The organism is Pseudobdellovibrio exovorus JSS, assembly GCF_000348725.1.
Lineage (GTDB): Bacteria > Bdellovibrionota > Bdellovibrionia > Bdellovibrionales > Bdellovibrionaceae > Pseudobdellovibrio > Pseudobdellovibrio exovorus.
On the sequence record NC_020813.1, the window covers coordinates 572,818 to 595,307 of the forward strand.

Annotated in this window: 22 protein-coding genes and 1 pseudogene; 13 read left to right on the forward strand and 10 right to left on the reverse strand. The window is 42.0% G+C overall.

What is annotated here, in order from left to right:
• Window positions 1-133 precede the first annotated feature (133 nt).
• On the forward strand, window positions 134-991 hold the full coding sequence (locus tag A11Q_RS02905; protein ID WP_015469293.1) for an MBL fold metallo-hydrolase: 858 nt from the start codon (window positions 134-136) through the stop codon (window positions 989-991).
• 73 nt (window positions 992-1,064) lie between these two features.
• Here A11Q_RS02905 and A11Q_RS02910 read toward each other — a convergent pair whose 3' ends face one another.
• Window positions 1,065-1,286, reverse strand: a complete 222-nt coding sequence (locus A11Q_RS02910) for a hypothetical protein (protein WP_015469294.1) — start codon at window positions 1,284-1,286, stop codon at window positions 1,065-1,067.
• Window positions 1,287-1,415: 129 nt separating this feature from the next.
• Window positions 1,416-3,605, reverse strand: a complete 2,190-nt coding sequence (locus tag A11Q_RS02915; RefSeq protein WP_158320346.1) for a transglycosylase domain-containing protein — start codon at window positions 3,603-3,605, stop codon at window positions 1,416-1,418.
• 98 nt (window positions 3,606-3,703) lie between these two features.
• Between A11Q_RS02915 and A11Q_RS14010 the strand changes: the two genes are divergently transcribed.
• From A11Q_RS14010 to A11Q_RS02935, 4 genes are read left to right on the forward strand one after another with little or no spacing between them, the layout of a single operon-like run.
• Window positions 3,704-3,985, forward strand: coding sequence for a DUF507 family protein (locus A11Q_RS14010; protein ID WP_015469296.1), 282 nt, complete (start codon window positions 3,704-3,706; stop codon window positions 3,983-3,985).
• Complete coding sequence (locus tag A11Q_RS14015; RefSeq protein WP_015469297.1) at window positions 3,982-4,254, forward strand: DUF507 family protein; 273 nt, start codon at window positions 3,982-3,984, stop codon at window positions 4,252-4,254. The genes A11Q_RS14010 and A11Q_RS14015 overlap by 4 nt, the downstream gene beginning before the upstream one ends.
• Window positions 4,244-4,873 (forward strand): GroES family chaperonin, encoded by a 630-nt coding sequence (locus A11Q_RS13685; RefSeq protein ID WP_015469298.1) that lies wholly within the window; start codon window positions 4,244-4,246, stop codon window positions 4,871-4,873. The genes A11Q_RS14015 and A11Q_RS13685 overlap by 11 nt, the downstream gene beginning before the upstream one ends.
• 30 nt (window positions 4,874-4,903) lie before the next feature.
• Entirely contained in the window at window positions 4,904-6,310 is a 1,407-nt protein-coding gene (locus tag A11Q_RS02935; RefSeq protein WP_015469299.1) for an alginate export family protein, read from the forward strand.
• Window positions 6,311-6,428: 118 nt separating this feature from the next.
• On the opposite strand, the gene A11Q_RS13345 is transcribed toward A11Q_RS02935, so the two are convergent.
• From A11Q_RS13345 to rpsD, 4 genes are all read right to left on the reverse strand, one after another.
• A complete protein-coding gene (locus A11Q_RS13345; protein ID WP_015469300.1) occupies window positions 6,429-7,052 on the reverse strand; it encodes a septal ring lytic transglycosylase RlpA family protein in 624 nt (207 codons plus the stop codon).
• A gap of 233 nt (window positions 7,053-7,285) precedes the next feature.
• A complete protein-coding gene (locus A11Q_RS02945; protein WP_015469301.1) occupies window positions 7,286-8,632 on the reverse strand; it encodes a hypothetical protein in 1,347 nt (448 codons plus the stop codon).
• A gap of 281 nt (window positions 8,633-8,913) precedes the next feature.
• Complete coding sequence (locus tag A11Q_RS02950; RefSeq protein WP_015469302.1) at window positions 8,914-9,108, reverse strand: hypothetical protein; 195 nt, start codon at window positions 9,106-9,108, stop codon at window positions 8,914-8,916.
• A gap of 16 nt (window positions 9,109-9,124) precedes the next feature.
• The gene (gene rpsD, locus A11Q_RS02955; protein ID WP_015469303.1) at window positions 9,125-9,757 is read right to left on the reverse strand and encodes a 30S ribosomal protein S4; all 633 of its coding nucleotides are present in this window, start codon (window positions 9,755-9,757) and stop codon (window positions 9,125-9,127) included.
• Window positions 9,758-10,109: 352 nt separating this feature from the next.
• On the opposite strand from rpsD, the gene A11Q_RS13350 reads away from it, so the two are divergent.
• Genes A11Q_RS13350 through A11Q_RS02975 form a run of 4 tightly spaced genes read left to right on the forward strand, consistent with a single transcriptional unit; the run spans window position 10,110 to window position 14,083 of the window.
• A complete protein-coding gene (locus A11Q_RS13350; RefSeq protein WP_015469304.1) occupies window positions 10,110-11,120 on the forward strand; it encodes an extracellular solute-binding protein in 1,011 nt (336 codons plus the stop codon).
• A 2-nt stretch (window positions 11,121-11,122) separates the two neighbouring features.
• Window positions 11,123-11,620: a PepSY-associated TM helix domain-containing protein gene (locus A11Q_RS02965; protein WP_015469305.1), complete on the forward strand. Its 498-nt coding sequence runs from the start codon at window positions 11,123-11,125 to the stop codon at window positions 11,618-11,620.
• A 1-nt stretch (window position 11,621) separates the two neighbouring features.
• Window positions 11,622-12,728 (forward strand): glutamate-cysteine ligase family protein, encoded by a 1,107-nt coding sequence (locus A11Q_RS02970; protein ID WP_015469306.1) that lies wholly within the window; start codon window positions 11,622-11,624, stop codon window positions 12,726-12,728.
• Entirely contained in the window at window positions 12,725-14,083 is a 1,359-nt protein-coding gene (locus A11Q_RS02975) for a Mur ligase family protein (RefSeq protein ID WP_015469307.1), read from the forward strand. The genes A11Q_RS02970 and A11Q_RS02975 overlap by 4 nt, the downstream gene beginning before the upstream one ends.
• Before the next feature lie 23 nt (window positions 14,084-14,106).
• Here A11Q_RS02975 and A11Q_RS02980 read toward each other — a convergent pair.
• Window positions 14,107-14,909 (reverse strand): annotated as a pseudogene (locus tag A11Q_RS02980) (class II glutamine amidotransferase).
• A 66-nt stretch (window positions 14,910-14,975) separates the two neighbouring features.
• Here A11Q_RS02980 and A11Q_RS02985 point away from each other — a divergent pair.
• Window positions 14,976-16,187, forward strand: a complete 1,212-nt coding sequence (locus A11Q_RS02985; protein ID WP_015469309.1) for a KamA family radical SAM protein — start codon at window positions 14,976-14,978, stop codon at window positions 16,185-16,187.
• Between the two features lie 10 nt (window positions 16,188-16,197).
• Here the strand turns inward: A11Q_RS02985 and A11Q_RS02990 are convergent, their stop codons facing one another.
• Window positions 16,198-17,091, reverse strand: a complete 894-nt coding sequence (locus A11Q_RS02990) for a DMT family transporter (RefSeq protein ID WP_158320347.1) — start codon at window positions 17,089-17,091, stop codon at window positions 16,198-16,200.
• A gap of 117 nt (window positions 17,092-17,208) precedes the next feature.
• On the opposite strand from A11Q_RS02990, the gene A11Q_RS02995 reads away from it, so the two are divergent.
• Window positions 17,209-17,652: a hypothetical protein gene (locus tag A11Q_RS02995; RefSeq protein ID WP_015469311.1), complete on the forward strand. Its 444-nt coding sequence runs from the start codon at window positions 17,209-17,211 to the stop codon at window positions 17,650-17,652.
• Window positions 17,653-17,675: 23 nt separating this feature from the next.
• On the opposite strand, the gene A11Q_RS03000 is transcribed toward A11Q_RS02995, so the two are convergent.
• Both A11Q_RS03000 and A11Q_RS03005 read right to left on the reverse strand, forming a co-directional pair.
• A complete protein-coding gene (locus A11Q_RS03000) occupies window positions 17,676-19,943 on the reverse strand; it encodes an ATP-dependent helicase (RefSeq protein ID WP_015469312.1) in 2,268 nt (755 codons plus the stop codon).
• A gap of 88 nt (window positions 19,944-20,031) precedes the next feature.
• Entirely contained in the window at window positions 20,032-20,856 is an 825-nt protein-coding gene (locus A11Q_RS03005) for an SPOR domain-containing protein (RefSeq protein WP_015469313.1), read from the reverse strand.
• A 119-nt stretch (window positions 20,857-20,975) separates the two neighbouring features.
• Between A11Q_RS03005 and A11Q_RS03010 the strand changes: the two genes are divergently transcribed.
• Window positions 20,976-21,776, forward strand: a complete 801-nt coding sequence (locus A11Q_RS03010) for an inositol monophosphatase family protein (protein WP_015469314.1) — start codon at window positions 20,976-20,978, stop codon at window positions 21,774-21,776.
• A gap of 147 nt (window positions 21,777-21,923) precedes the next feature.
• Window positions 21,924-22,397 carry a CBS domain-containing protein gene (locus A11Q_RS03015; protein WP_015469315.1) on the forward strand — a complete coding sequence of 158 codons (474 nt, stop codon included), beginning with the start codon at window positions 21,924-21,926 and terminating at the stop codon, window positions 22,395-22,397.
• Window positions 22,398-22,490 lie beyond the last annotated feature (93 nt).

Genomic DNA, 22,490 nt, shown 5'->3' on the forward strand with positions numbered 1-22,490 from the left:
TTTGAAACAGACATGACATCATACTGAGCTTGCCGCATTATAAATAAATATGCAGGTAAAGTTTTGGGGCGTCAGAGGCTCAATACCACATTCATTAGATACGCTGGGATGGTTCACGCACATCGAAAGGTTGATGTCTGAATTTTTCACTGCGGGTAACACTAAGCCTGATCAAGTCAAAAAATTTTTAAATACTAAAGGTATTACGGCCGTCGCGGGATTTGGTACAGCCACAACCTGTGTTGAGGTGATGGATGGGGACAAGTCTTTATTGATCGATGGTGGCAGTGGGCTAAAAGCCAAAAGTGATCAATGTAATCTTTCTGTAAATAAAGAGTTTCACATTCTGATTACGCATTTCCACTTTGATCATATTTTAGGATTGCCGTTCTTTATTCCTCACTTTGTTAAAGGCTGTACGATTAATTATTATTCTGTACATAAAGAAACTGAAGAAATCATTCGAGGCTTATTTCAAAAGCCTACATTTCCTGTTCCTTTTGAAAGTCTAAGTGCCGAAGTCAAATTTCACCACTTAAATGCTTACGAGCAAAACGAAGTAAATGGATTTCTAGTAACGCCTTATATGACAGACCATCCGGATACCTGTTACGGGTTTCGTATAGAGAAAAATAATAAGGTGTATGCTCATGCGGTTGATAACGAAGCGATTCGAATTACAGCTGCAGATTTGGGGCAAGACGCAGGCTTATATCGTAATGCGGATCTTGTGTATTTCGATGCTCAGTACGATGAAGAGGATATGGCTTCAAAGAAGGGCTGGGGACACGGAACGAGCATGCGTGGATTTGAGCTGTGTGAAAATTTTGGTTTGAAGAATATTCTTTTTGCCCACCACGACCCTGCATTTTCTATAGAAGACTCTTTAGCTCAGAAAAAACGGGCAGCCAAGATTTACGAAGAAAAATATGCACATCTAAAGCTTCAGTGGGATTTTGCCTATGAAGGTCAAGTCGTAGAAATAAAATAATCGCACCTTTATCGAGTGTCTAAACACCTTGAAAAGATCCGATTATTTTAATCCAAGATATTCGGGATTTAAATTAGTCGTGTCGTACAGGGATCGCACTGCGATGTTGGATTCTTAATCCAGCCACAATGACACTGCATACAGCTAAAACAACACCAGACACTAATAGAGTTTGATTTTCATGGTGAGCTAAGGCGTAGGTCGCAATCAGCGCATACAAAAAGGGTTTCGACTCGTAGAACATCTTTTCTAAAATAGAAAGTTTTTTGGACATCGAGCTGATAATAGAATCCATATACATTCCCCCTGTCTTTACAGAATAACAAATAAAAATAGGGGGAAGAAGTTAGAGGAAGTAGATTCTCAAAATAGTATGCAAACAAAACCTAATAGTTTGCAGTTTCCCAGTCTTATTGGGCAATGATTATTGGACGAAGATGAGTTGAGTCGGAGCCCCTTTCGGAAATAAGGGTACTTCGCGATATTCAACACCTTCTGGCCACTTAAAATCCACGTCTGGCCAGCGAGAGCGGGCTTTTTGCATTGTCTCAATCCAGATCGGTACAGCAGCTCCGCCACCGGTCAGGTTACTTGAAATGCCTTGATCATAACCGAGCCAAACCACTTCTGTTTGATAGGGCGTGAATGCTGTGAACCACGCATCTTTATTATCCGAAGTTGTTCCCGTTTTGCCGGCAGAAGGAAATGTCCAACCCAGTTTCACACTGGATTCGGCCGTACCCGAGCGCATGGTTTCTTTCATCATTCCTACCAGTACGGCGACGGCTTTCGCATCAAGCAAGGATTCAAATTTTGGAGTGTATTCATAAAGTGAGTTGCCTTCGTAGTCTGTCACTTTTTCAAGATAGCTCGATTTGCTGACTTGTCCCATATTCGCCAGTGAGCGATAGGCATTTAAAACTTCGATAGGGTAGTGCGTGCTGGCTCCGAGGCTAGTGGCTGGTGTTGCCTCCATCGGAGACGTAAATCCGCTGTCGCGAGCTAGGGAGATAAGTTTCTGAACACCATACTCTTGCGCTGTTTTTGCCGCAGGTATATTTAGACTCTCTTTCAGAGCATGATACATCGGGACTGTGCCGTGAAATTTTCGGTCATAGTTTTGCGGGGACCAATTTTTTTTATCATAGGTCCATGTGAACTTTTCATCCACAATTTCTGTCAATGGGTTTGCACCATTATTTAATGCTAAAAGATAGACGAAAGGTTTTATCAAAGATCCTATCTGACGTTTCCCATTTAACGCGCGATTAAACTGTGTCTGTCTGTAGTTTTGCCCACCCACTAACACAGTGACTAGCCCTGTTTGGTTTTCGGCTGAGACCACAAGGCCTTCTAGCTTTAAGCCTTTTTCTTTGTTCTTAATCAGTTGGGCGCGACTTTTTTCAAGGCGCTCAATGTTGCGCTGTAAAGATGTCTGGGCCACTTGTTGCGCCTCTAAATCTAGGCTGGTGTAAACATTGTAAGGAGCGACATTTTCACCCAGTTCTTTTAATTGCTGACGGGCAGCTTCTAAAAAGTAAGGTGCAGTTTCCGAGGCCACAGGTGGAACTCGTTTAGGTAATGCCGCTTGTTTGGATTCATTTTTTTCTTGCTCCGATATCAAATTGAGCTCGGACATTTTATCTAAAACTAAACTGCGTCGGCCTGTTGCGCGTTCATCTTTTCGCCAAGGGTTGTACACTCCGGGATTGTTAACGATGGCGGCCATCAACGCACATTCTGAAAGGTTGAGCTGCTGAACTGGTTTATTGAAGTAGTACTGGGAAGCGGCGCCAAAACCCAAGACTTGAAAAGCTCCGGATTGTCCCATGTAGATGATATTAAGATAGGTTTCTAAAATTTGATCCTTAGTCCATTCTGACTCAAGCTTGACGGCTAAATAGAGTTCCTTCAGTTTTCGGCTCATGGTTTTTTCTGGAGTCAGGAAATAATTTTTAACAAGCTGTTGGGTAATCGTACTGCCACCCTGTGCATATCTCATCTTCGAGATATTTTTAATTAAAGATCGTGTGAGGCCCATATAACTAACACCGGAGTGTTGTAGAAACTCACTATCTTCAATAGCCATCACCGCATTGAGGCAGTTGACGGGAATATCAGATATCTTGAGGTCAATTTGCATGATGGGCTGTGCCCCTTTGTACTGTGCAATTAAAACCGGATCTAAAGAGGCTTTCCAGTGCTGCGAAGCCTTATCACCAGCGAATAGCCATGTGGAATGAATAATTTGGGAATCAGTAATGACAACAAGATATGTTTCTTTGGTGTGCGTTTGCCATGCCCAACAGGTAAAACCCGCATTCAGATCGGAAATTTGGGTAACATACTTACAGTGCGGAAGCTGCACTTTTTGAGCATCCCCAGCCATGAGCACCTGATCAGGCTCACGAATGCGGTATCTTTGGGATTTTAACTGCTCGTTAAACTGCGTTTCATCCCATTTTTGCCCAGATAAAAAGCTTGGCCCTCTTGCGAAGTAGCGGGTAGAGGGGGCTAAATCCTTAGCAGAGAGCCTTTTCTGGAATTCATCGGTATTAAACGGCCAACTGAAGGCTAAGCTCTGTGAAGATAAAAGTAATAATACAGCGCTCAAAAAGATTGATTTAACAGAGTGTCTACAGGTAAGAAATCTTGTCATAGAGTTATAAATGGTCTTTAATTGAAGCAAAAATAGAGGCATGTAAACATAAAATGATGAAGCTAAGCACAAGTCAAATACAAAGACTGTCTGAAAAAATCTTGAAACAGTGGAAGTCTCAGCAGCTCATTACCTTTAAAGTCGACGAAAAAGTAGTTCTACAAACAATCATCGATACGATCACAAATGATTTCAAACGCGAAGAACAATTAGAACAAGATGTTCATGCGTTAATGGATCAAATGGAGCGTGAGCATGAAGGACAATTTCAACGTCATAAGATGTTTCCGATGTTGAAACAGAAATTAGCTAAAGAAAGAAAAATAATTTTATGATTTTGTCAGAAGACAGACAGTATCACTTAGCTCATATAGTTACAGATAAAGTTTGGGGTGACGACATCGTGGATTTTTCTGACGATGATTTGGCACTTAAAGCTGCGAAGATAGCTATCATTGCATTCGTGAAAGAAGACATGGAAATTGATAAGAAAGCTCGTGAAAAAGTAGCTTCTTTGAAACGCAATGTTGTAGAAGGCACACGCGAGTGGGAAATTCTTTATAAAAAATACTACGAAGAGGAAAGAAATCGCTATGGCGTCTAAGAAGAAAAAAAAGACAGTTGTTAAAAAAACTCCAGCGAAAAAGGCTCCGGCTAAAAAAGCCTCTAACAAAAAAGTCGTAAAGAAAAAAACGATTAAAGCGAAGCCAGCAAAAGCTAAAACTCAAAAAGTAAAAGCAAAAGCTAAGCCCACAAAGGCTAAATCAGTAAAGACTAAAACTGTAAAATCGAAGGCTGTGAAAACGGTATCGAAAAAAGCTCCTGTTAAAAAAGCAGTTAAAGCTCCGGCTGTGAAAGCAGTAGTTAAGAAGTCAGTGGCGGTGGCTCCAACTGTTAAAAAAGCTAGTGTGACTGTGGATTACAGCAAAGCGATCACTCCATTGGGGGATCGTCTAGTGGTGCGTGTTCAAGGAAGTGAACGTGTTACGGCAGGTGGAATTATTATTCCAGATTCGGCATCAACAGCGACTGGCTATTTGAAAGCAGAAGTTTTAGCCGCAGGAACTGGTTCGAAAAATAAGAAAGGTCTTTTGAAGCCATTGGATGTAAAAGTGGGTGACCTTGTTCTTTTCAATTCGTATGCGGGGACGAAAGTCACTTTCAATTCAGAAGAATTACAGATCATTCACGAATCAGACGTTATGGGCGTCGTTCAAGATTAATTTTAGAAAATATAAACAAGGGAAATAGTTATGATGCGATCAATACTAGTGGCTTTTTTAATGTTGGGTGGAAGTGTAGCATCGGCGATCTCGATCGACTGGTCTGGTGGATATCGTATTGAGTTCTTTGATATCGATAATCCAACGTTGGACAGAGACAACAAACAACCTAAAACCTACGGACTTCAATATCTTTATTTAAATCCGAAAATTGTAGCTTCTGATGGAATCAATATCATCAGTCGTTTTGATATCTTAGGGAATACACAAACAGGTTATAGAAACTCTCAGATGGGATCGTTCATTGGCGGTGGATTTGGTTCAGATTCACGTGTGAATTCGCAAAATCAAGATTCAGCAGGCACAGGAATTACTGTGAGCCAGTTGTACTTGAATGTGAATCACGAATACGGATCATTGATTGCGGGTCGCGCCCCTTTTGAGTTTGGTATGGGGATGACTCACAACGCGGGTTTAAAACCTTTTGATCACTGGTATGACACTCGGGACTCAGTGGCTTATAAATTTGTTATTGATAACGTGTCGATCATGCCAATGCTTTCGCGTGTAGCTCAGAAGGATTTTGGCCGTGGGGTTACGATTTCAGATGAGACCATCGTTTTTGAATACGATAACAAAGACAACGGAGCTAAAGCCGGCGTTGTACAACAAATCCGTAAAAGCAGTTTAGAGTCAAATGATGCAACAACAGCTATACAGCCATTGCCGAACTTTGCAGGGGCTACTTTGAATGGTGCATGGTCAAGTAAAACTGTGAATTTGTATTTGGGTCGTAAATGGACTTCTTTCGAATTTCAAATCGAAGCGAGTTTCTTAACTGGTGAAACAGGTCTCGTGGTAGCAGGTGAATCGGTTAAGTTTAATTCTTACGCTGTTGCCGCTGAGTTATTATTCCCTAAAGCTGAAGGTGGAAAATGGGAATTTGGTACCAAGTTAGGTATTGCGAGCGGGGATAATCCAAATACAACTGGAGTTTATGAAGGTTATCAAATGGATCGTAACTATGATGTGGCGATGTTGATGTTCAATCATAGAATGGGCCAACGTGATTTTTTAACAACTTCAATTCTTCACACTGATCCTGCATTAAATGTGGGTAACTCTGCTGATGATGAAGCTATTGGTAATGCGATGTATGTTGCTCCATCAGTTCAATACTCATGGAATGACAAAGTTGATGTGAAAACGACATTGATCTACGGACAATTAGTAACAAAACCAACTTTAGCACTAGACAGCAGTAAAGATTTAGGTACAGAATTAGATATCGAGTTGATTTATAAACCACGTGAACGAATCATTTGGTCGAATCAAGTCGGTGTTTTGTTTCCAGGAGCGGCGTGGAAAGATGGAGCGTCGGATCTACGGAATCAAGTCAACTATGGATTTGCAACTAAAGCCGCCATCACCTTTTGATTACAACGTGATTGCAGCATGTACGACAGCATAGATTCATCGAGATCGCAACAGTGCGGTGGTGAGCAGGGCCGGAGGGGGTAACCCCTCCGGATTTTTTTTATCAAGGTATTAAGTCTTAGATTTCGCTATTTCTAGCTAAGCGATCATTCGAGTGCGGACAAACTTCTACATTTACGTTGGTATGTCCTCTGCTAACAAATCCTAATTGAGTTGCAGCACCATGGGATACGTCGATAATGCGTCCTAAGCGTCCGAAAGAACCTGTATCCGTTAAACGAACCCATACAGCACGTCCATTTGATTGATTCGTTACGCGTGCCCAGCTACCGCAGCGAACAGAGTTACCACTACCACTTTGAGTTAACATTCTTTGCGGAAGAGCCGCTGTCAGTTCAACTGAGCGGAATACATTTCCACACGCCGTTCTTCTGCCTTCAAACATTCTATTTGTAGGTCCACCATAAAAAGAAGCCTCACCACGCATAGTGCGAGAGAAATTATTATTTGGGCAGCGGTGGCCGGAACCACTCACGAAGAAAGTTTCATCTGAGTTATTGTCTTGTACATAAAGAGCCGGAGACAACATGTTGTCGTCTTCATCTTCACCGCTATCAAAACTAACGCCGTATTCAACAGCGTTATCATCAGAGTAGTCATATGAATCATCAACTTCGTATGCAAATGAAGAGATGGTGATCAATGATAAAAGAAGAGTAAGTCCTAATTGTTGTTTGTTCATATATCCTCCTGCTTTATACAGGCTATAGGATGCGAATTAGAGGCCAATATTTGCGAACGGGCTGGCTAGAATTGTTAAATTATATCAATAAGTTATAAGGCTGTTTCAGTATGATTCTGTCGATGTTTTAGAAGGGTGTTAAGTAACTGTTAAACACAGTTTCAACATAAAACAAAATACCAGCTCATATCCATGAGCTGGTTGGAGTTCGATTTTGATACGGAAATTCGATCTTAGATACCGCGACCGCCGCGTGTACCTGTAGGAGTTGTCGTTGGTGCTCCGAAAATCGCATTGTTCAAGTTATTTGATGAATCGATTGTTGGGGTACCAATAGATTGGCCGATGTTACCTGGTGAGGCCAATGTACTTGCTGGCTGTTCACCACCGCGGCCCATACCATTACGAGATGTAGCACTTGGATCAGCAGTAGTTGAACCTGCTGTTGTTGTGCCGATACCGCTTAAAAGAGCTTGGATCTCTGGCATGAATGTACGTTGTACATAAGCTTGGAAGGCTGAATCACCATTGTTGTAAGCAGCAGTCGTGTACACACGTAATGTCTCAGATAGACGGCTTTGGCTTTCAAAAGCTCTTTGTCTAACTTCTAAAGACTCTTGCAATTTATTTTGACGAGCCAATTGATCTGCTAATTGAAACTGAGTATTAATTGTTTGAACTTCAGTTGTTGCAAACTGTTTTGCAATGTCTGTTGTCATTCTATTGTACTGTGATGGAACACCAGACAATAATCTTTGAATTGAATTTGCATCAGCTCCATTAGCTAAGCTTTCTGTTAAACCAGTTTGGATATTGTTGCGGTAAGATTCTTGGATCAAGTTATTCATAGAGGTCTTAACTTGGCTGAATTCAGAAGGAACACGGCCAGCTAGGCGCTCAAGATCACGAAGAGCACTTGTGTCGCCAGAGTTGTCGCGCATGCGGCTTTCAACATGGATACGATAAGCCTCATTTGCTACCGCAGGGCTGATACCTTTGTAGCGGCTTAATAAACTAACGAAGCGTGATAAAAGTGTGCTGTTGCTACGGCTTTCAGCTAAGCGTTCAACTTCTTCAATAAAGCGATCTTCTTTTTCTTCACGTAAAGCATCTGCGGCTTCTTCGCGAGCGATGCGTGCTTCTTCTTCTGCTTCACGACGAGCTTCGCGAGCTGCGCGGCGTTCAGAAGTTTCTCTTCTGATTCTTTCAGCTTCTGTTTCTGCACGAATAGCATCAGCATCACGCTGAGCCACTTCAGTATCTTGAGTACGCGTACATGTATAGCCGGCAGGACAAACAACTACAGAGGCTTCTGTAGAATCGCTAGCTGGTGGTGGTGCTTGCTCGCCTGAGACTTCAGGAGCGGCAGCAGCCGGAGGAGGAGTCGTTGCACTTGGTGCATCTGCAGATGGTGAGCTTTCATCAGCTGGTGTGCGAGACGACATCTCGAAAACACCCGATGTGATTGAGCTGGATGCGGGTTTAACATTTACAGATGAAGTCGATAGATAGTGCTGACTTCCCAGTGCGGCGATTAAAAGTGTCGATAAGATCCACTTTTGTGTATTTAGTTGTTTCATAAGTCCTCCATTTATTCAGACCATCCAGGTCCTATTTTTATGTTCAACCATGCTTAAAGCGAACCTTGGACCAAACAGGCTTTTTGGAGCTTTAGAGTAAGCTATTGAAATTACTAGAATTTTTTACGATCTTAGGGATGTCTTAGAATGAGATACTGTCGAACTTTTGATGAATCATAGTGAGAAAATAAAAAAAAGCCCGTTAAATCAAGTATTTAAACGGGCTTTGTATTTCTGTAGAATGCAATTTTTGTAAGTCGATACAAGAAGTCTAAAAGGGCTTAGTTCGCGTAGCTTCCAGCTGGAACGTCAGGAGCTTCATCCATTTTAGACGTTACCATGGCAAAACGCATCGCTAGGTCCACCGCTGCATCATAAGTTAAGGTGTAGACTTGATTTTTAATCTGCACCTGAACCCAGTGAGAATCGATATCTTGAATTTTCACTTCTTCGGTATCATCAATGAAGTGAGACATACTAGCGCTCCTCTTATTACTTTTTGATATTTGAGTAATATTCAACGAACAAGCTTGAATCAAACGGGAATGGAATTGTCGTCAATTCAGGAGTGTCGTTAATTTTAATAGTTTCAACAGCTCCAGCTTCAGATTTACTTAACCAGTCAGCTAATTGTAAGCGAGGATTTTGTTTCGCTTCTAAGTACGCTTGGTTTGTGTAAACTTTGTCTTTAAGACGAACTTCATCTTTAGGTTTCAAAGTTGCTGAGCGGATTGTAACGATTTTGCCATTAACCATAACTTTGCGGTGAGAAATCAACTGCGAAGCCGCTTTAATTGATGGAGCAAAACCAGCACGGAATAAAACGTTGTCTAAGCGTAGTTCTAAAAGCTCAGTCAATTTATTAATCCAAGGGCCTTTAGCAGATTTTTTCGCTAAGATAACAAGGCGTTTTAATTGGCTTTCGCTAACACCATAGTGAAAACGAATTTTTTGTTTTTCTTCTAGACGTAATCCAAAGTCAGAGTATTTTTTTCTTCTTTGACCATGTTGCCCTGGTGGGTAAGGACGTCTTTCCAAAGCTCCTGCTTTTCCTAAGCCTGGTAGTTCAACCATTAGGCGTCTTTGGACTTTAAATCTTGGCGTTTTTCCTGTTTTTCTTTTCATACTGCACTTTCCTTATTGTGATCACCGGACAGGTGTCAAATCCCTTCAGAAAACAACTTAATCCTAAATTGCTATTTACTTTTTTCATACAGCAATCCTTTGCTTCTGAAGCGAAACTTCAGAGTAGATATTCAAATTGTGCCTGAAGTTCAAAACTTATGTAGGTCTAAAATACAAATGAAACAGAAGCGAAAACCAAATGAAAACTCAATGAGAATAGATCAATTGATTTTCATTTGGCTTGCAGTTTGTTATCGCCATAGGTCGGGTTCAAGAAAACGATTCTCTTTCTTGCGGACTTCAATTAATTAATCTGGCGCCTATTAAATAAAAACTTAAACAGGAGATTGTAATGAAAAAAATGATGATGGCTTTCGTGCTAAGTCAGTTTGTGGCAACGGCAGTTATGGCACAGACAACAGTGATTAAATGGGTAGGACAGTTACCAATAGAACAGTTGGGACCTGTCGTCGAGAAATTTAACACTCAATATAGTGAAGCTTATGGTTTTAAAGTTGAGTACAAATACGATGACAAAGTTATCGCTGAATACCTAACTGGCAACACTGCTGCTGGTTACGATTTAGTACATATGAAAGATGGCGACATGCTGAACACTGTCGCTTTAAAAGGTGCGACAACGCCACTGGATTTAAACACAGCTAAAAGCTGGCCAGTACAACTCAAAGACGCGCAAAACCGCTGGGTGGCTTTCTTGAAACGTACTCGTATCATTTATTATGATTCAACACGCGTTAAGCCTGAAGAAGTAGCTACGTATGAGTCTTTGGGTGATGCTAAATTCAAAGACCAACTTTGCTTAAGACAGAAGAAAGCACAATACACTATAGGTTTACACTCATTCTTCTTGGGAGTTTGGGGAGAACAGAAAACAGCACAAGTTCTTAAAGAATGGGCTGTTAATAGTGAAAATATCCCTTTGATTGAAAAGGACTTAGATGGTGTTATCGCGGCTATCGAAGCTGGTACATGCGCTGTTGGTGTTGCGAATACATATTACTACACACGTCATTTAGCAGCTAAACCAAACTCTATTGTTAAACCTGTAGTTCCTAACGCAAATGGCGTTGGAGCTCACGTCAATGTAGATGGGGTAGCTTTGGTGGGAACATCTGCGCACAAAGCGGAAGTAAATACATTTGTAAGTTGGTTGTTAACAGAAGAAGCTCAATTGTTACTAAGCGATATTACGGGAAAGCATCCTGCTAACCCAGAAGTACGTTCGGCTAAATTGGATGCTATCTTTGGCCAGTTCTTTGATAACAATACATTTGATTTAAATAACATTACTGATTTAAAAGTAAGAGCTCTTGAAATTGCGACAGAGCAAGGTTTGAAATAAGTATGAATCGATTTTTTCGGAAATGGCATCGCTGGATCTCGATAGTGATTGCTATCCCGTTTACAGTGACTTTAATTACTGGGCTTGTAATGGCGACCCGAGGTTTTAATACTTGGGTTCAGCCGGATTATCCTAAGTTTAAAGCCGAGTTAAAACTTAACTTTGATGACATTCTGAAAATCGCACAAGAAGTTCCCGAAGCTAAAATTCAAAGTTGGAAGGACGTTTCGCAAATAGATGTGCGTCCGGCCAATGCCAATATCAGAGTTCGTTCTAAACATGATATGTGGGAAGTGCAGATCAACGGAGAAACGGGTGAAATCACCAGTTCGGCACCACGCCGTCAATCGTTTTTAGTTTCTTTACATGAGGGGACCTATTTTGGTCCTTTCGTGCGTTACGGTATATTTTTCCCAAGTTCCTTGGGTGTTCTTTTTTTAATGATTTCTGGTATCTACCTGATTTTCAAACACTATAAGACAAAACTGTCGAAGAGATAATATGCTATCTTCAATCGCCTCAGAAAAAAAACAAAGTCTTTCAAAGCAATTCCGCTTTGGAATTGAAACTGAATATCTATTAGTCTCGCTGCCAGATTATAAGCCGCTATGGCATAAGGACTTATCTTTCTCGCAATTAAATGACATTTTTGAATCTATTTCTTTAGAAGATGTTCCCAGCTGTGTTGGATTAGAACTCGAGCCTCCGCAAACAAAGCTCATGCCATTTGTTGTGGAAGGTTACCATTTACCGGATATGGATTTTCAAGCGAAAGAGATTTTGCCCAAAGGTGTAGAAATTCGCACGCCTGTCTGTGACAGTATTGAACATGCTTTGAAAACTCATAAGATTCTATTTCACCGATTAAAAGATGCTTTGAACAGCAGGCAGTTACAACTGGTGTGCTTATCCCATCATCCGTTAGAGTCTAAATTCAGTGGTCCACAAAACAAAAGACGTCATGATTACTGGCAGTGGTCTATGGAAGTGATGACGACTTACGGACCTGATATCAATGTTGGTATTCCTCAAGAAATTGTCGATCAAATCAACATGGACGATTTTAATGCTAAAATAAATTATTATAGCCCTGCTTTGTCGGCACTTTCGGTGGCTTCGCCTTTCTGTGAAGGCCAAGCATGGCAATACGCACAAGGGAAATACGGTAAAAGCTTCCGTATGCATAAGCGAAGCTATATTGCTCCTCCGATAGAGATTCATTTAGACGAAAATAATCGTTTTGAGTTTAAAGTATTTGATATGCCGACTTCGTTGGTCGAATTAGATGCGCAGATACTGTGTTTTCTTATTCTTTTATTAAATGAAAATTTAACGGGAAGATCGACTCATCAAACTCGGATTTATGAATTAGGTCAGGTGGCTCAAAAAGGATTACAAGCAGAAGGTATTAGTGAAAAGCTAACTGAGTTTTTTGCCAATGCTGAATCTTTATTGACGTCTTGGGGCTTTGCTGCGGATTCTTTAAAGGTGCTTAAGCAGCGCCATGAAGCAGGAGTGACTCCTGCTGATGAGATGCTGAAGTTATACCATCAGAATGTATCCCTTACTGATATTTTAAAAACTCGAAGTCAGTTTGTATTTGAATGATTCCAACGTCTCTTGAACGCATTCAAACTGATTTTAATCTTCTGACAGAAGGGGATTGGTTTGTTCCTGTTACTTTAAAAGGTGTAGATCAGCACTTTCTTTTGGAAAAGGCCGTCCGCAAAAATATCAGCGGATTCAGCTATGCTACAGGTTATGAGCTGCCAGCTTCTGTTAAAGGCGTTGTTAGTAGCGAGCAAAAAGATTTACGTCAGATGCTCTTTGCATTGGCGACACGCCGTCGGCATGAGTTGGATATTCACTCCGCTGTGATTACTGGCAGTGCGGGAAAGACAACAGTTAAAGAAATTTTGGGTCATATTCTAACTGTTTGGAATAAAGAGTCTACGCACTTTTCTGTGGCGAACCAAAATACAAAAGTGGCTTTGGCGACTCAAATATTAAGACTGCCGAAAACAGTAAAGCATGCCGTATTCGAGGTCGGAGCACGTCGTACCGATGACTTTGAAATCCCGTTGGGGTTTTTGCAGCCGACTGTTGCTGTTTTATTAAATATCGGTGCGGCCCATGTTGGGGAGTTTGGTTCCAAAGCAGCTTTGATTCAAGAGAAGTTATCCGTTCTAAAATCAGAATCGCTTAAAATCGCCGTGGTGAATGGTGATCAAGATGAAATTTTGAATGCGGCTCGTAGATCAGGTAAGTCATATAAGTCATTTGGTTATGCTGCTCACAATGATGTGCAAATTCTTACAGATACAGAATGTGATTCTATCACATTAAGAATAGCACAAAAAATCTATTCGTTTAAGCTGGCTGCGGATATGCCCAATATACAAATGAATATGGCGGCAGCTATTGCTGTAGCTTTTTACTGGGATATTCCTTTAGAAATTATTCAAGAGGGCCTGTCTAGTTTTCACGGCGTGAATCGAAGATTTGAAAAACGTCAGGGCATTATGGGGCAAGAGGTGATCGATGACGCTTTTAATGCCAGCCCCGAAAGTATGTGTCTCGGTTTAAAAAGACTATCTGAAATCCAGAACCAACGTCGAACTTTATTGATCTTAGGGTCGATGTTAGAACTGGGGGATGACGCCATAAAAGAACATATACAAGTTGGCGAATTCATTGCCTCTATTTTTTCAGATGAAATACGTCATCATAGAATCAATCTACTTTTAATTGGTGAAGAGGCGAAAGCAATAGCGTCCTCTTCCGTAGAACTGGCTCAGAAATGCCATTGGCTGCCTCATGTGGATGAGGCTTTGGCGTATGTACAGTCCCATCAAGATCAGTACGAACTGATTTATTTGAAGGCGTCTAAGTCGATCAATTTAATAAAATTATTAGATATACTCGTGGCTGACTCATCAGACAAATTGTCGAGTGTAAGATAAATAGATCTGCTGTTTAAAAACACTCATTTAGTTTTAATCCACTCTTTTGTCGTGCGCTTTTCTTGTAAGTCCCCATCACGGAACAGAGCCAAAGTGCCGGGTTGTAGCGTTTCCCAAGCTTCATTGTCTGTAAGGGGGATCGTGGCAATTACGGCCACTTTGTCATTTGCTGTTGTGACATCCTTGAAGTCCACGGTCAAGTCTTGGTCTTTTAGGCGTGCCTGCGTGAACGGAGCTTTGCGAACAATGTAGCTGAGCTTTGTAGAGCAGTGACAGATCAGAAAATTTCCATTTGAAAAAAGAAAATTGACCTCACCTTGAGACGCCAACTCCAAGGCGAGTGAATGGATGTAATCAAACAAAGAGTTTTCATCGGGATAGGACGAGCCGAATCTCTTGCGAAGACTTTGCATAATCCAGCAAAAGATTCTTTCACTATCGGTATTTCCTACTGGAATAAAAGAGCCATCGAATTCAGGTTGGAAATTTTCTAGATTTCCATTGTGAGCAAAAACCCAATAGTGCCCCCACATTTCACGTTGGAAAGGATGCGTGTTTTCCAAAGACACCACGCCTTGGGTGGCTTTACGGATATGGGCAATCACATTTTGCGATTTAATGGGATAGCTTTTTACAAACTCCGCGATGGCAGATGTGGCCGAAGGCTGTGGGTCTAAAAACTGACGAACTCCTTTATTTTCGAAGAATGCGATACCCCAGCCATCAGAGTGGACGTCGGTTTTAAACCGCCACGGGACTGAAAGCCTGTAAAAGAAAAACAGATATCCGTAGGGGTGTTACAGTTCATTCCTAGAAGTTGACACATAAAAATACCCATTTCGGATTAATAAAGAAGTATTTTTTCATACTCTTCTAGTATATAAAATCAGCTATGAAGTTGGAATTTCAAAGTGCCCCTAGACCCGCAGATTTAGACCTGTCTCAGTGGATGGACTGGACATGGCAATTGAGAGCTTCGTTAAAAACGAAAGCTGATTTTGCGTCTTACTTTGAGCTATCTTCAGAAGAAACTCACGCTTTTGAAAAAGGGAGCGAGATTTTCAACGTCCGCGCCACGCCTTATTATGCTTCGTTGGCATCTCAAAAGGCGGCTCAAGATCCCATTCGCCGTATATTAATGCCACACGAAAAAGAGTTGTTTGATCCGAGTCAGTCTCAGTTGGATCCATTAGGTGAACGTAAGGCCAGCAATCATCCGACGTCTCGAATTGTACATCGCTATTCGGATCGGGTTCTTTTTTTGATAACGGATATCTGCAGTGTGTATTGCCGTTATTGCACACGCAAACATTTTACTGGAAGTGATCAGGCCTTTGTTAAAAAGAATGAATACGAAGATGCCTTAGCTTATATAAAAAAAACAACAGGAATACGAGAAGTCATTCTTTCTGGCGGAGACCCTTTAACTGTTTCTGACGGACAGTTAGAACGGGTATTACACGATCTGCGATCCATTGATCATGTTGAAATTATTCGTATTGGAAGTCGCATGCCAGTGGTGGCTCCGATGCGAATGACAGATGATCTGGTTCGTATTATTAAAAAACATAAACCAGTATTTTTGATGACACATTTCAACCATCCGCGCGAACTGACACAGGAAGCGGTAGAGGCTCTTGACCGCGTTGTGGATAATGGCATTCCGGTCATGAATCAGATGGTATTATTGAATGGGGTCAATAACCATGCGGCCATCGTACAAGCCCTTTCTCGTCGATTATTGTTCTTGCGGGTTAAACCTTACTATATGTTTCAATGTGACCCTTCGATTGGAACGGATTACTTGCGCACTACGATTGAAGACTCGTTAGAAATCCAAAAAGAACTGTGGGGACATCTTTCTGGATTGGCGATGCCGAACCTTTCTGTGGATATTCCTAATGGTGGTGGTAAGGTCTACTATTCTCCACAATTTGAGACAGAGGTCAGTGCACAAGGACGTAAATTCACAGGATGGGATGGCGTGCAGGCGGAATATATTAATCCCGATCCGACCAGTATTATCAAACCGCTAGATTACGAATTGTATTTAGACGAGTGGAATCATTTGCGAGCTTCAAAAAATCAATTAAATCGTGAGTAGATATTAAGATTTATTTCAAAGCATTTAAAACCAGAGCCAATAAAACCAGAATAGCTCCCACCAGTTGCAATCCACTCAGTTGTTCATTTAATAGCAAGGCGGCTGCTACAGCGGCAACAACCGGCTCAATCATGGCAATAATAGAGGCTTTAGAACTCGAAAGCTTTTGGATGCCTGTTAGGAAAAGAGCCAAGGGTGCAATTGTTGAAATTAAAGCGATCCCCGAAATAATAAGGAACTGTTCTGCAGTAAAAGTAGAGATTTTACCAAAGTCAGGTCGATGAAAAATACAAAGAGCAATGGTCGCAAAGACGATCACGTAAAAGCTCGAGGTAATGGGCGAGATCTCTTTTTGGTAGCGTCCGCTGACCAGCACGTAAACCGCGTAAGACAGGGCCGCAGCTAATGCAAACATAACGGCGATCGCCGAGTTTATGATTAAAGGGCCCCATAACAATATGCCTAAGCCCACACAGGCAATCGACAGACTGATCCATTGCCGTATGCTGAGCCGCTCTTTAAAGATAAAGTGGGCTCCTAGGTTAACGAGCACGGGAAAAGTAAAAAGTAATAAGGCGGCTAAGGGAACCGAGATACCCTCGATGGCTTTAAAGTAGAACGTCGAAAAAACAGCGTAGCCTAAAATACCAAGCCCCGCGCAAACAAAGAATTGATTTTTACTGATCCGCAGAAGCTGTGGTTTAAAAAGCAATAGACCAATCCCCATAAGGAGCGAAGCTAAAATAAAGCGGAAACTTAAAAGTTCTCCTACGCTCAGCCCACTTTGGAAGGCTAAGCGGCCAAAGATACCAAGAAAGCCAAATCCCGCGCCGGCTAATAAAACGCATATAAAACCCAATAGCTGCTGGCGCGCTACTAAGTTGGTAGGGGGTGATGGTGACAAATCTAAGCTCATGTAGAGAGCTAGAATATAACTTTTTCACCTTAATGCAATCTTGACGTAAGAAATCAGAAAAACAGGTTATAAAGCTGTCATCGAAAAACAAATAAGGAGTTCTTAATGAAAGCCATAATCGTTTCTATGATCGTTCTTGCTTCCTCTGTATCTGCATTAGCTGTAGAAAATAAAGACCTAGAATGTACTTTAACTCGTTACACCACGGAAATTGATAGCCAAGGTAAAAAAGTGAACGAGCAGACAATCGGACATGTTCGTCAGCGCTTAGAATGGAGCAAGGCTACTGATATGAACACTCAAGATAGGCGTTTTGAAATTGATGGAATTGCTTTAAGTGCGAGTTTAAGTTCAGAAAAATGTTGGGATGATGATCGCTTTGTTGAATGCAATGAGCGTATGTTGTTTCTATCTATCTACAATCGCCAAACTGGTGGAATAACATCTACACATTATAACTTGAATTCAGTTCCTGCCGGCACGCAGATGTCGATGACATATCAAAGCCCACAGGGGTATCACACGATTCTGTGCGTGCAAAAATACTAAAGCTAAATAGCCCGAGAAAGTGATTACACTTTCTCGAGGCGCGCGTATTTCGCTACGAATTTTTTGATTGTGTTATCTTGGAATAGAACACTGATTTTCAATGTATCCCCAGAGCCTTCTGTCGAAAAAATTTTCCCCACACCAAATGTAGGATGACGCACACGTTGGTCCTTCGTGTAACCACTGCTTTTCGGCACATAGTTATCTGATTGTGAGAAATCATCATCATAGCTTGTTTGTGCATATTCATCGTAGCCTGAACGAGAGGAAGAACCACTGCCATAGCGCGAAGAATTCTGTGCGGCAAAACGAGATGGCGATGAAGCAAATGTGGCTGATGAAAACTGTGTGAACTCCTTTGGAATTTCTTTTAGGAATCGGGACGGCGGATTCATCTGTTCTTGTCCCCAAACTCGTCTGATTTTTGTGTGAGTCATCCACAGTTTGTTGCGGGCACGGGTCATCCCTACATAGGCAAGACGGCGCTCTTCTTCTAGATCATCCGCTGACTCTTCGTTGCCGCGGAAAGCGGGGAATAGGTTTTCTTCGCAGCCCACGATGAAAACGAATGGGTACTCCAAACCTTTTGAAATATGCAGGGTCATCATGGTGATGGCATTAACTGTACCATCCACTTGATCTTGATCCGAAGCTAAAGTGAGCTCTTCCAAGTAGTTGGACAAAGAGGCTTCTTCGCCGCGTTCTTGCTCGAATTGTGCGATGGCATTATCTAGTTCTTCTAAGTTGGCAATACGAGCTTCCGCTTCCGGAGTGTCTTCTTTTTTTAAAGAGATCACATATTCTGTCTTTTCTAAAACGATGGCATAGAATTCAGATAGTTTAAAAGAACTCTGCTGAGCCGTAAGATCATCAATCAAATCAATAAAGCGTCGCAGTTTGGACGTAGTTCCAGCATTGAAGCTGCGATCTAAAATGGCTTGATGAATCGTGCTGTATAAAGACTGTCTTGATTCATTGGCTTTTTGTTCGAGGTGTTCAACAGTTGTTTTTCCAATGCCACGCGCAGGAACATTGATGATGCGCTTAAGGGCCATATCATCTTGTAGATTTTGCGACAGGCGTAAGTAAGAAAGAAGATCTTTGATCTCGGCACGTTCATAGAAGCGAATGCCGCCGATCAAGCGATAAGGTAAAGCCAAAGTTCTAAGCTGTTCTTCCAGCACACGTGACTGAGCATTTGTGCGATAGAAAATAGCGTAGTCGTTCAGATTATTTTCACCAGATGACATTAAGCTTTGAATAGTTTTAGCCACAAAACGAGCTTCGTCGTATTCGTTACGCTCTTCACGTATTTGAATCAGATCACCTTCAGCATTGTTCGTGAATAATGTCTTTTCCTTACGTTGAGAGTTGTTAGAAATCAACTTGGTTGCGGCGTTGACGATGTTTGCAGAAGAGCGATAGTTTTCTTCTAACTTAACAACAACGGCCTCAGGAAAGTCCTTTTCAAAATCCAAGATGTTCGAAATATCAGCTCCGCGCCATGAGTAAATAGATTGATCTTCGTCGCCGACCACGCACAAGTTGCGATGGCTTTTCGCCAGCATCTGCACCAAAAGGTACTGGATGTGATTTGTATCTTGATACTCATCCACCATAATGTAGCGAAATTTGTTTTGGTAAAACTCGAGTATAGAGGGATACATTCGGAAGAGTTCATAAGTCTTTAACAATAAGTCATCGAAGTCTAAAGCATTGGCGCGTTTCATCTCTTCTTCATAGCGAGTGAAAACATCTAAAGACTTAGGGTCCATTTTTGTTAAGGGTGATCCTGCACGAAGTGCATCTGGAGTTAATCCTAGCATTTTCGCATTACTAATACGTGATTGAAGATTTTTTGGAGGGAACATTTTGTCGTTGATGTTCAACGCTGTCATAACTCGTTTAATTAACGCGAGCTGATCACCAGAGTCATAGATGGTAAAAGGTTTTTTATAGTCCAATAGATCTATGTGCTGACGTAGAAGGCGCACACAAAATGAGTGGAATGTATTTACCCAAAGTTCACGCGTCACAGGTACAGAAAGGTCCGCCAAAATTTTGAAAATTCGATGTTCCATTTCTTTTGCGGCTTTATTCGTGAAAGTCACACATAAAATTTCATCTGTAGAGGCCATCCCTTGTGCGATAAGGTTCGCCATACGATGAGTTAACACACGCGTTTTTCCAGAGCCTGCGCCAGCTAAAATAAGCAATGGACCATTCAGGGTTTCGACGGCACGTTTTTGTTCTGGGTTTAAAAGATGGGTCAGGCTATTCGATGAACTCATGGCCTAACTAAATACCTACAAATGATGATATTTTCGAGATAATTGGGACTTGACGCTGGTCGACGAAATGCGACCAGCAAGGAGTCAATTACTGAGCGGAAACGCGTTGGACAATCGCTGAACCCAATTTAGTTTTAGAGAGGAATTCAGTTTTATAATCTTGAGCTTCTTTGATAGTGCCGAATAAACCGACACTTACGCGATACCATGTTTTGCCATTCACATTGGCTGGAACATAGGACGTTTTGTAGCCTTGGCGTTGTAAAGTTTGAGTCATATCGGCAGCTTCAGCTTCAGTTGGATAAGCGCCAACTTGCACTGTGAACATCGGTGAAGCCTCTTTAGCCGCAGGTTTTGCCGCTATCTTTTGAGGATTTACACTGGCAGGAACACGGTCTTCAGCTCTAGGAGCTGAGGTAACGGGTGCACTTGTGCCCACACTCGGAGCTTTTGCAACAGGCTTTGTCGCCTCTACATTCATCACCGGCACTTCCGCATTTTTTACAAGCGGAGCTGTGTTTTTCAGAGTGCCCACGATTTTTTCATCTTTAACGTTAGCCACAGCAACACTTTCGCCGTCTTCTGTATCTAAAGATGTACCTTCGTCATCAGCGGCAAACTCTTCTGCAAGTTTGGCTACTTCAAGATCCGTTAATGCCGCAGGCTTGTGGCCCGCTAAAGAATCGGCATCTGGGAAAGTGACACCTTCATGGCCTGTCATCGCCTCAGGCATTGTTTCACCTGCTGTACGCGTGTGGGCTACGGCTGTAGCTTCCGCTTTTGGTTCTAATAATGACAGCTTGTGTTGGTTATCCGAATATTTCTTACCAACGTATGTCCCGATAGAAAATGAAAGCAGGGATACGAAAAACACAAGTGCCAGCTTAATCATGCTATCTGTTCTTTGACTCATCTAGACCTCACCAGAATTCGACTGTAGACTTAAGCCTGTAAGGGCTCAAGATATAAACTTACGTGGTTCTTACAGTGTAACCTATAGACAAAAAAATGGTCAATTCGGGGTAAAAAAATATGAAAAAGTCTAGGTATGAAGCAGCTATAGAGGCCGTAAAGCTCGGACGAGCCTGTTTATTGGGATATTTTGGTAAAATTCACAATATTGAGTCCAAAGACAAGCTGGGCCTCGTCAGCGAAGCGGACCGCGAGTCCGAGCGCATTATCCAGCACTACCTGCAACAGCACTGTCCCGATGTGGACTTCTTGGGTGAAGAAACCACATTCGCTGAAAACCTTCACCTGAGCCGTCAGCAGAAAGGGGCTCGCTGGATTTTAGATCCACTGGATGGCACCACAAACTACATCCATCAATTTCCAATTTTCTGTATCTCGTTGGCGCTAGAGGTGGACGGATTGATTGAACTGGGGATTGTGGATGTTCCGATGCTGGATCAAACCTTTGTGGCCGAGAGGGGAAAAGGCACATTCTGCAATGGAAAAAGAGTGTCTGTTTCCAAAACCGAAAAATTTTCTGAGGCCCTGTTAGCCACAGGTTTTTCCACTGAAATTCCCGAACTGATCGCCGATCAGATTCAGATTTTTTCCAGCATGGTGAAAGAGACGCGCGGAATCCGTCGTGCGGGTGCTGCGGCTTATGATATCGCGCTGGTTTCATCGGGAGTTTTTGATTTATTCTGGGAACGAAATTTAAAACCATGGGATACAGCGGCCGGACAGCTCTTAGTTGAAGAGGCGGGCGGCATTGTCAGAACGTTTACCGGACAGCCTTTTCATCCGTTTGAAAGCACAGTGGTGGCTGGTAACGCGTCCTTGGTCGAGCAGTTCCTAGAGAAAATTCAGAATTTGAAAATTTGACAGCGACTTAAGTCCTGTGTTGCGCTTTCTTCATCGCGCATTCGTCTTGCTGCAAAGGCAAGAAGGTAACGTCAATTCTAATACGAATAGTTCACTCCGCACAAGGAAGTGGGGTGTTATAACTGTCTCAGGACAAGGAGTTGCCTTATGACGTTTTTAACGAGCGCTATTATGTCTTCGAATCTGATTTCTATCTCTGAAGAAAAAAGTATTGCTGAAGCGGCATCGCTGATGAAAACTCACGACATTCGCCATTTGCCAGTGGTGGATTCTTACAATGAACTTTCAGGAATTATCTCGGTAACTGACATCGCCAAAGCGCGTGATACAGCAGAGTCGATCAAAGAGATTATGACTCCGCGAGTACGTGTCGTGAAGAAAAGTGCCAACATCAAAACGATCATTGATCAGATGTTGAAATTTAAAATTTCCTCTATGTTGGTGGCGCAAAATGAAGATGTCGTGGGGATTGTGACGACAGATGATTTGCTACAGTTGTTATTCGAATTGTTAGATGAAGAAGATGATTTAAAAAAATTAGAAACCGAAGGCTTTTTAGACGAGGGTTGGGACGATGATCCTAGCTACAATTATCCCTTAAGACCCGGTCATATAAACTAATTTTAACCGCAAAAAAGGCTCAGTCCGCAGGCTGGGCCTTTGTCGTATCTACGCCTAGACTGCGATCTTCGTCGAGTCCTGACGCCGACAAAA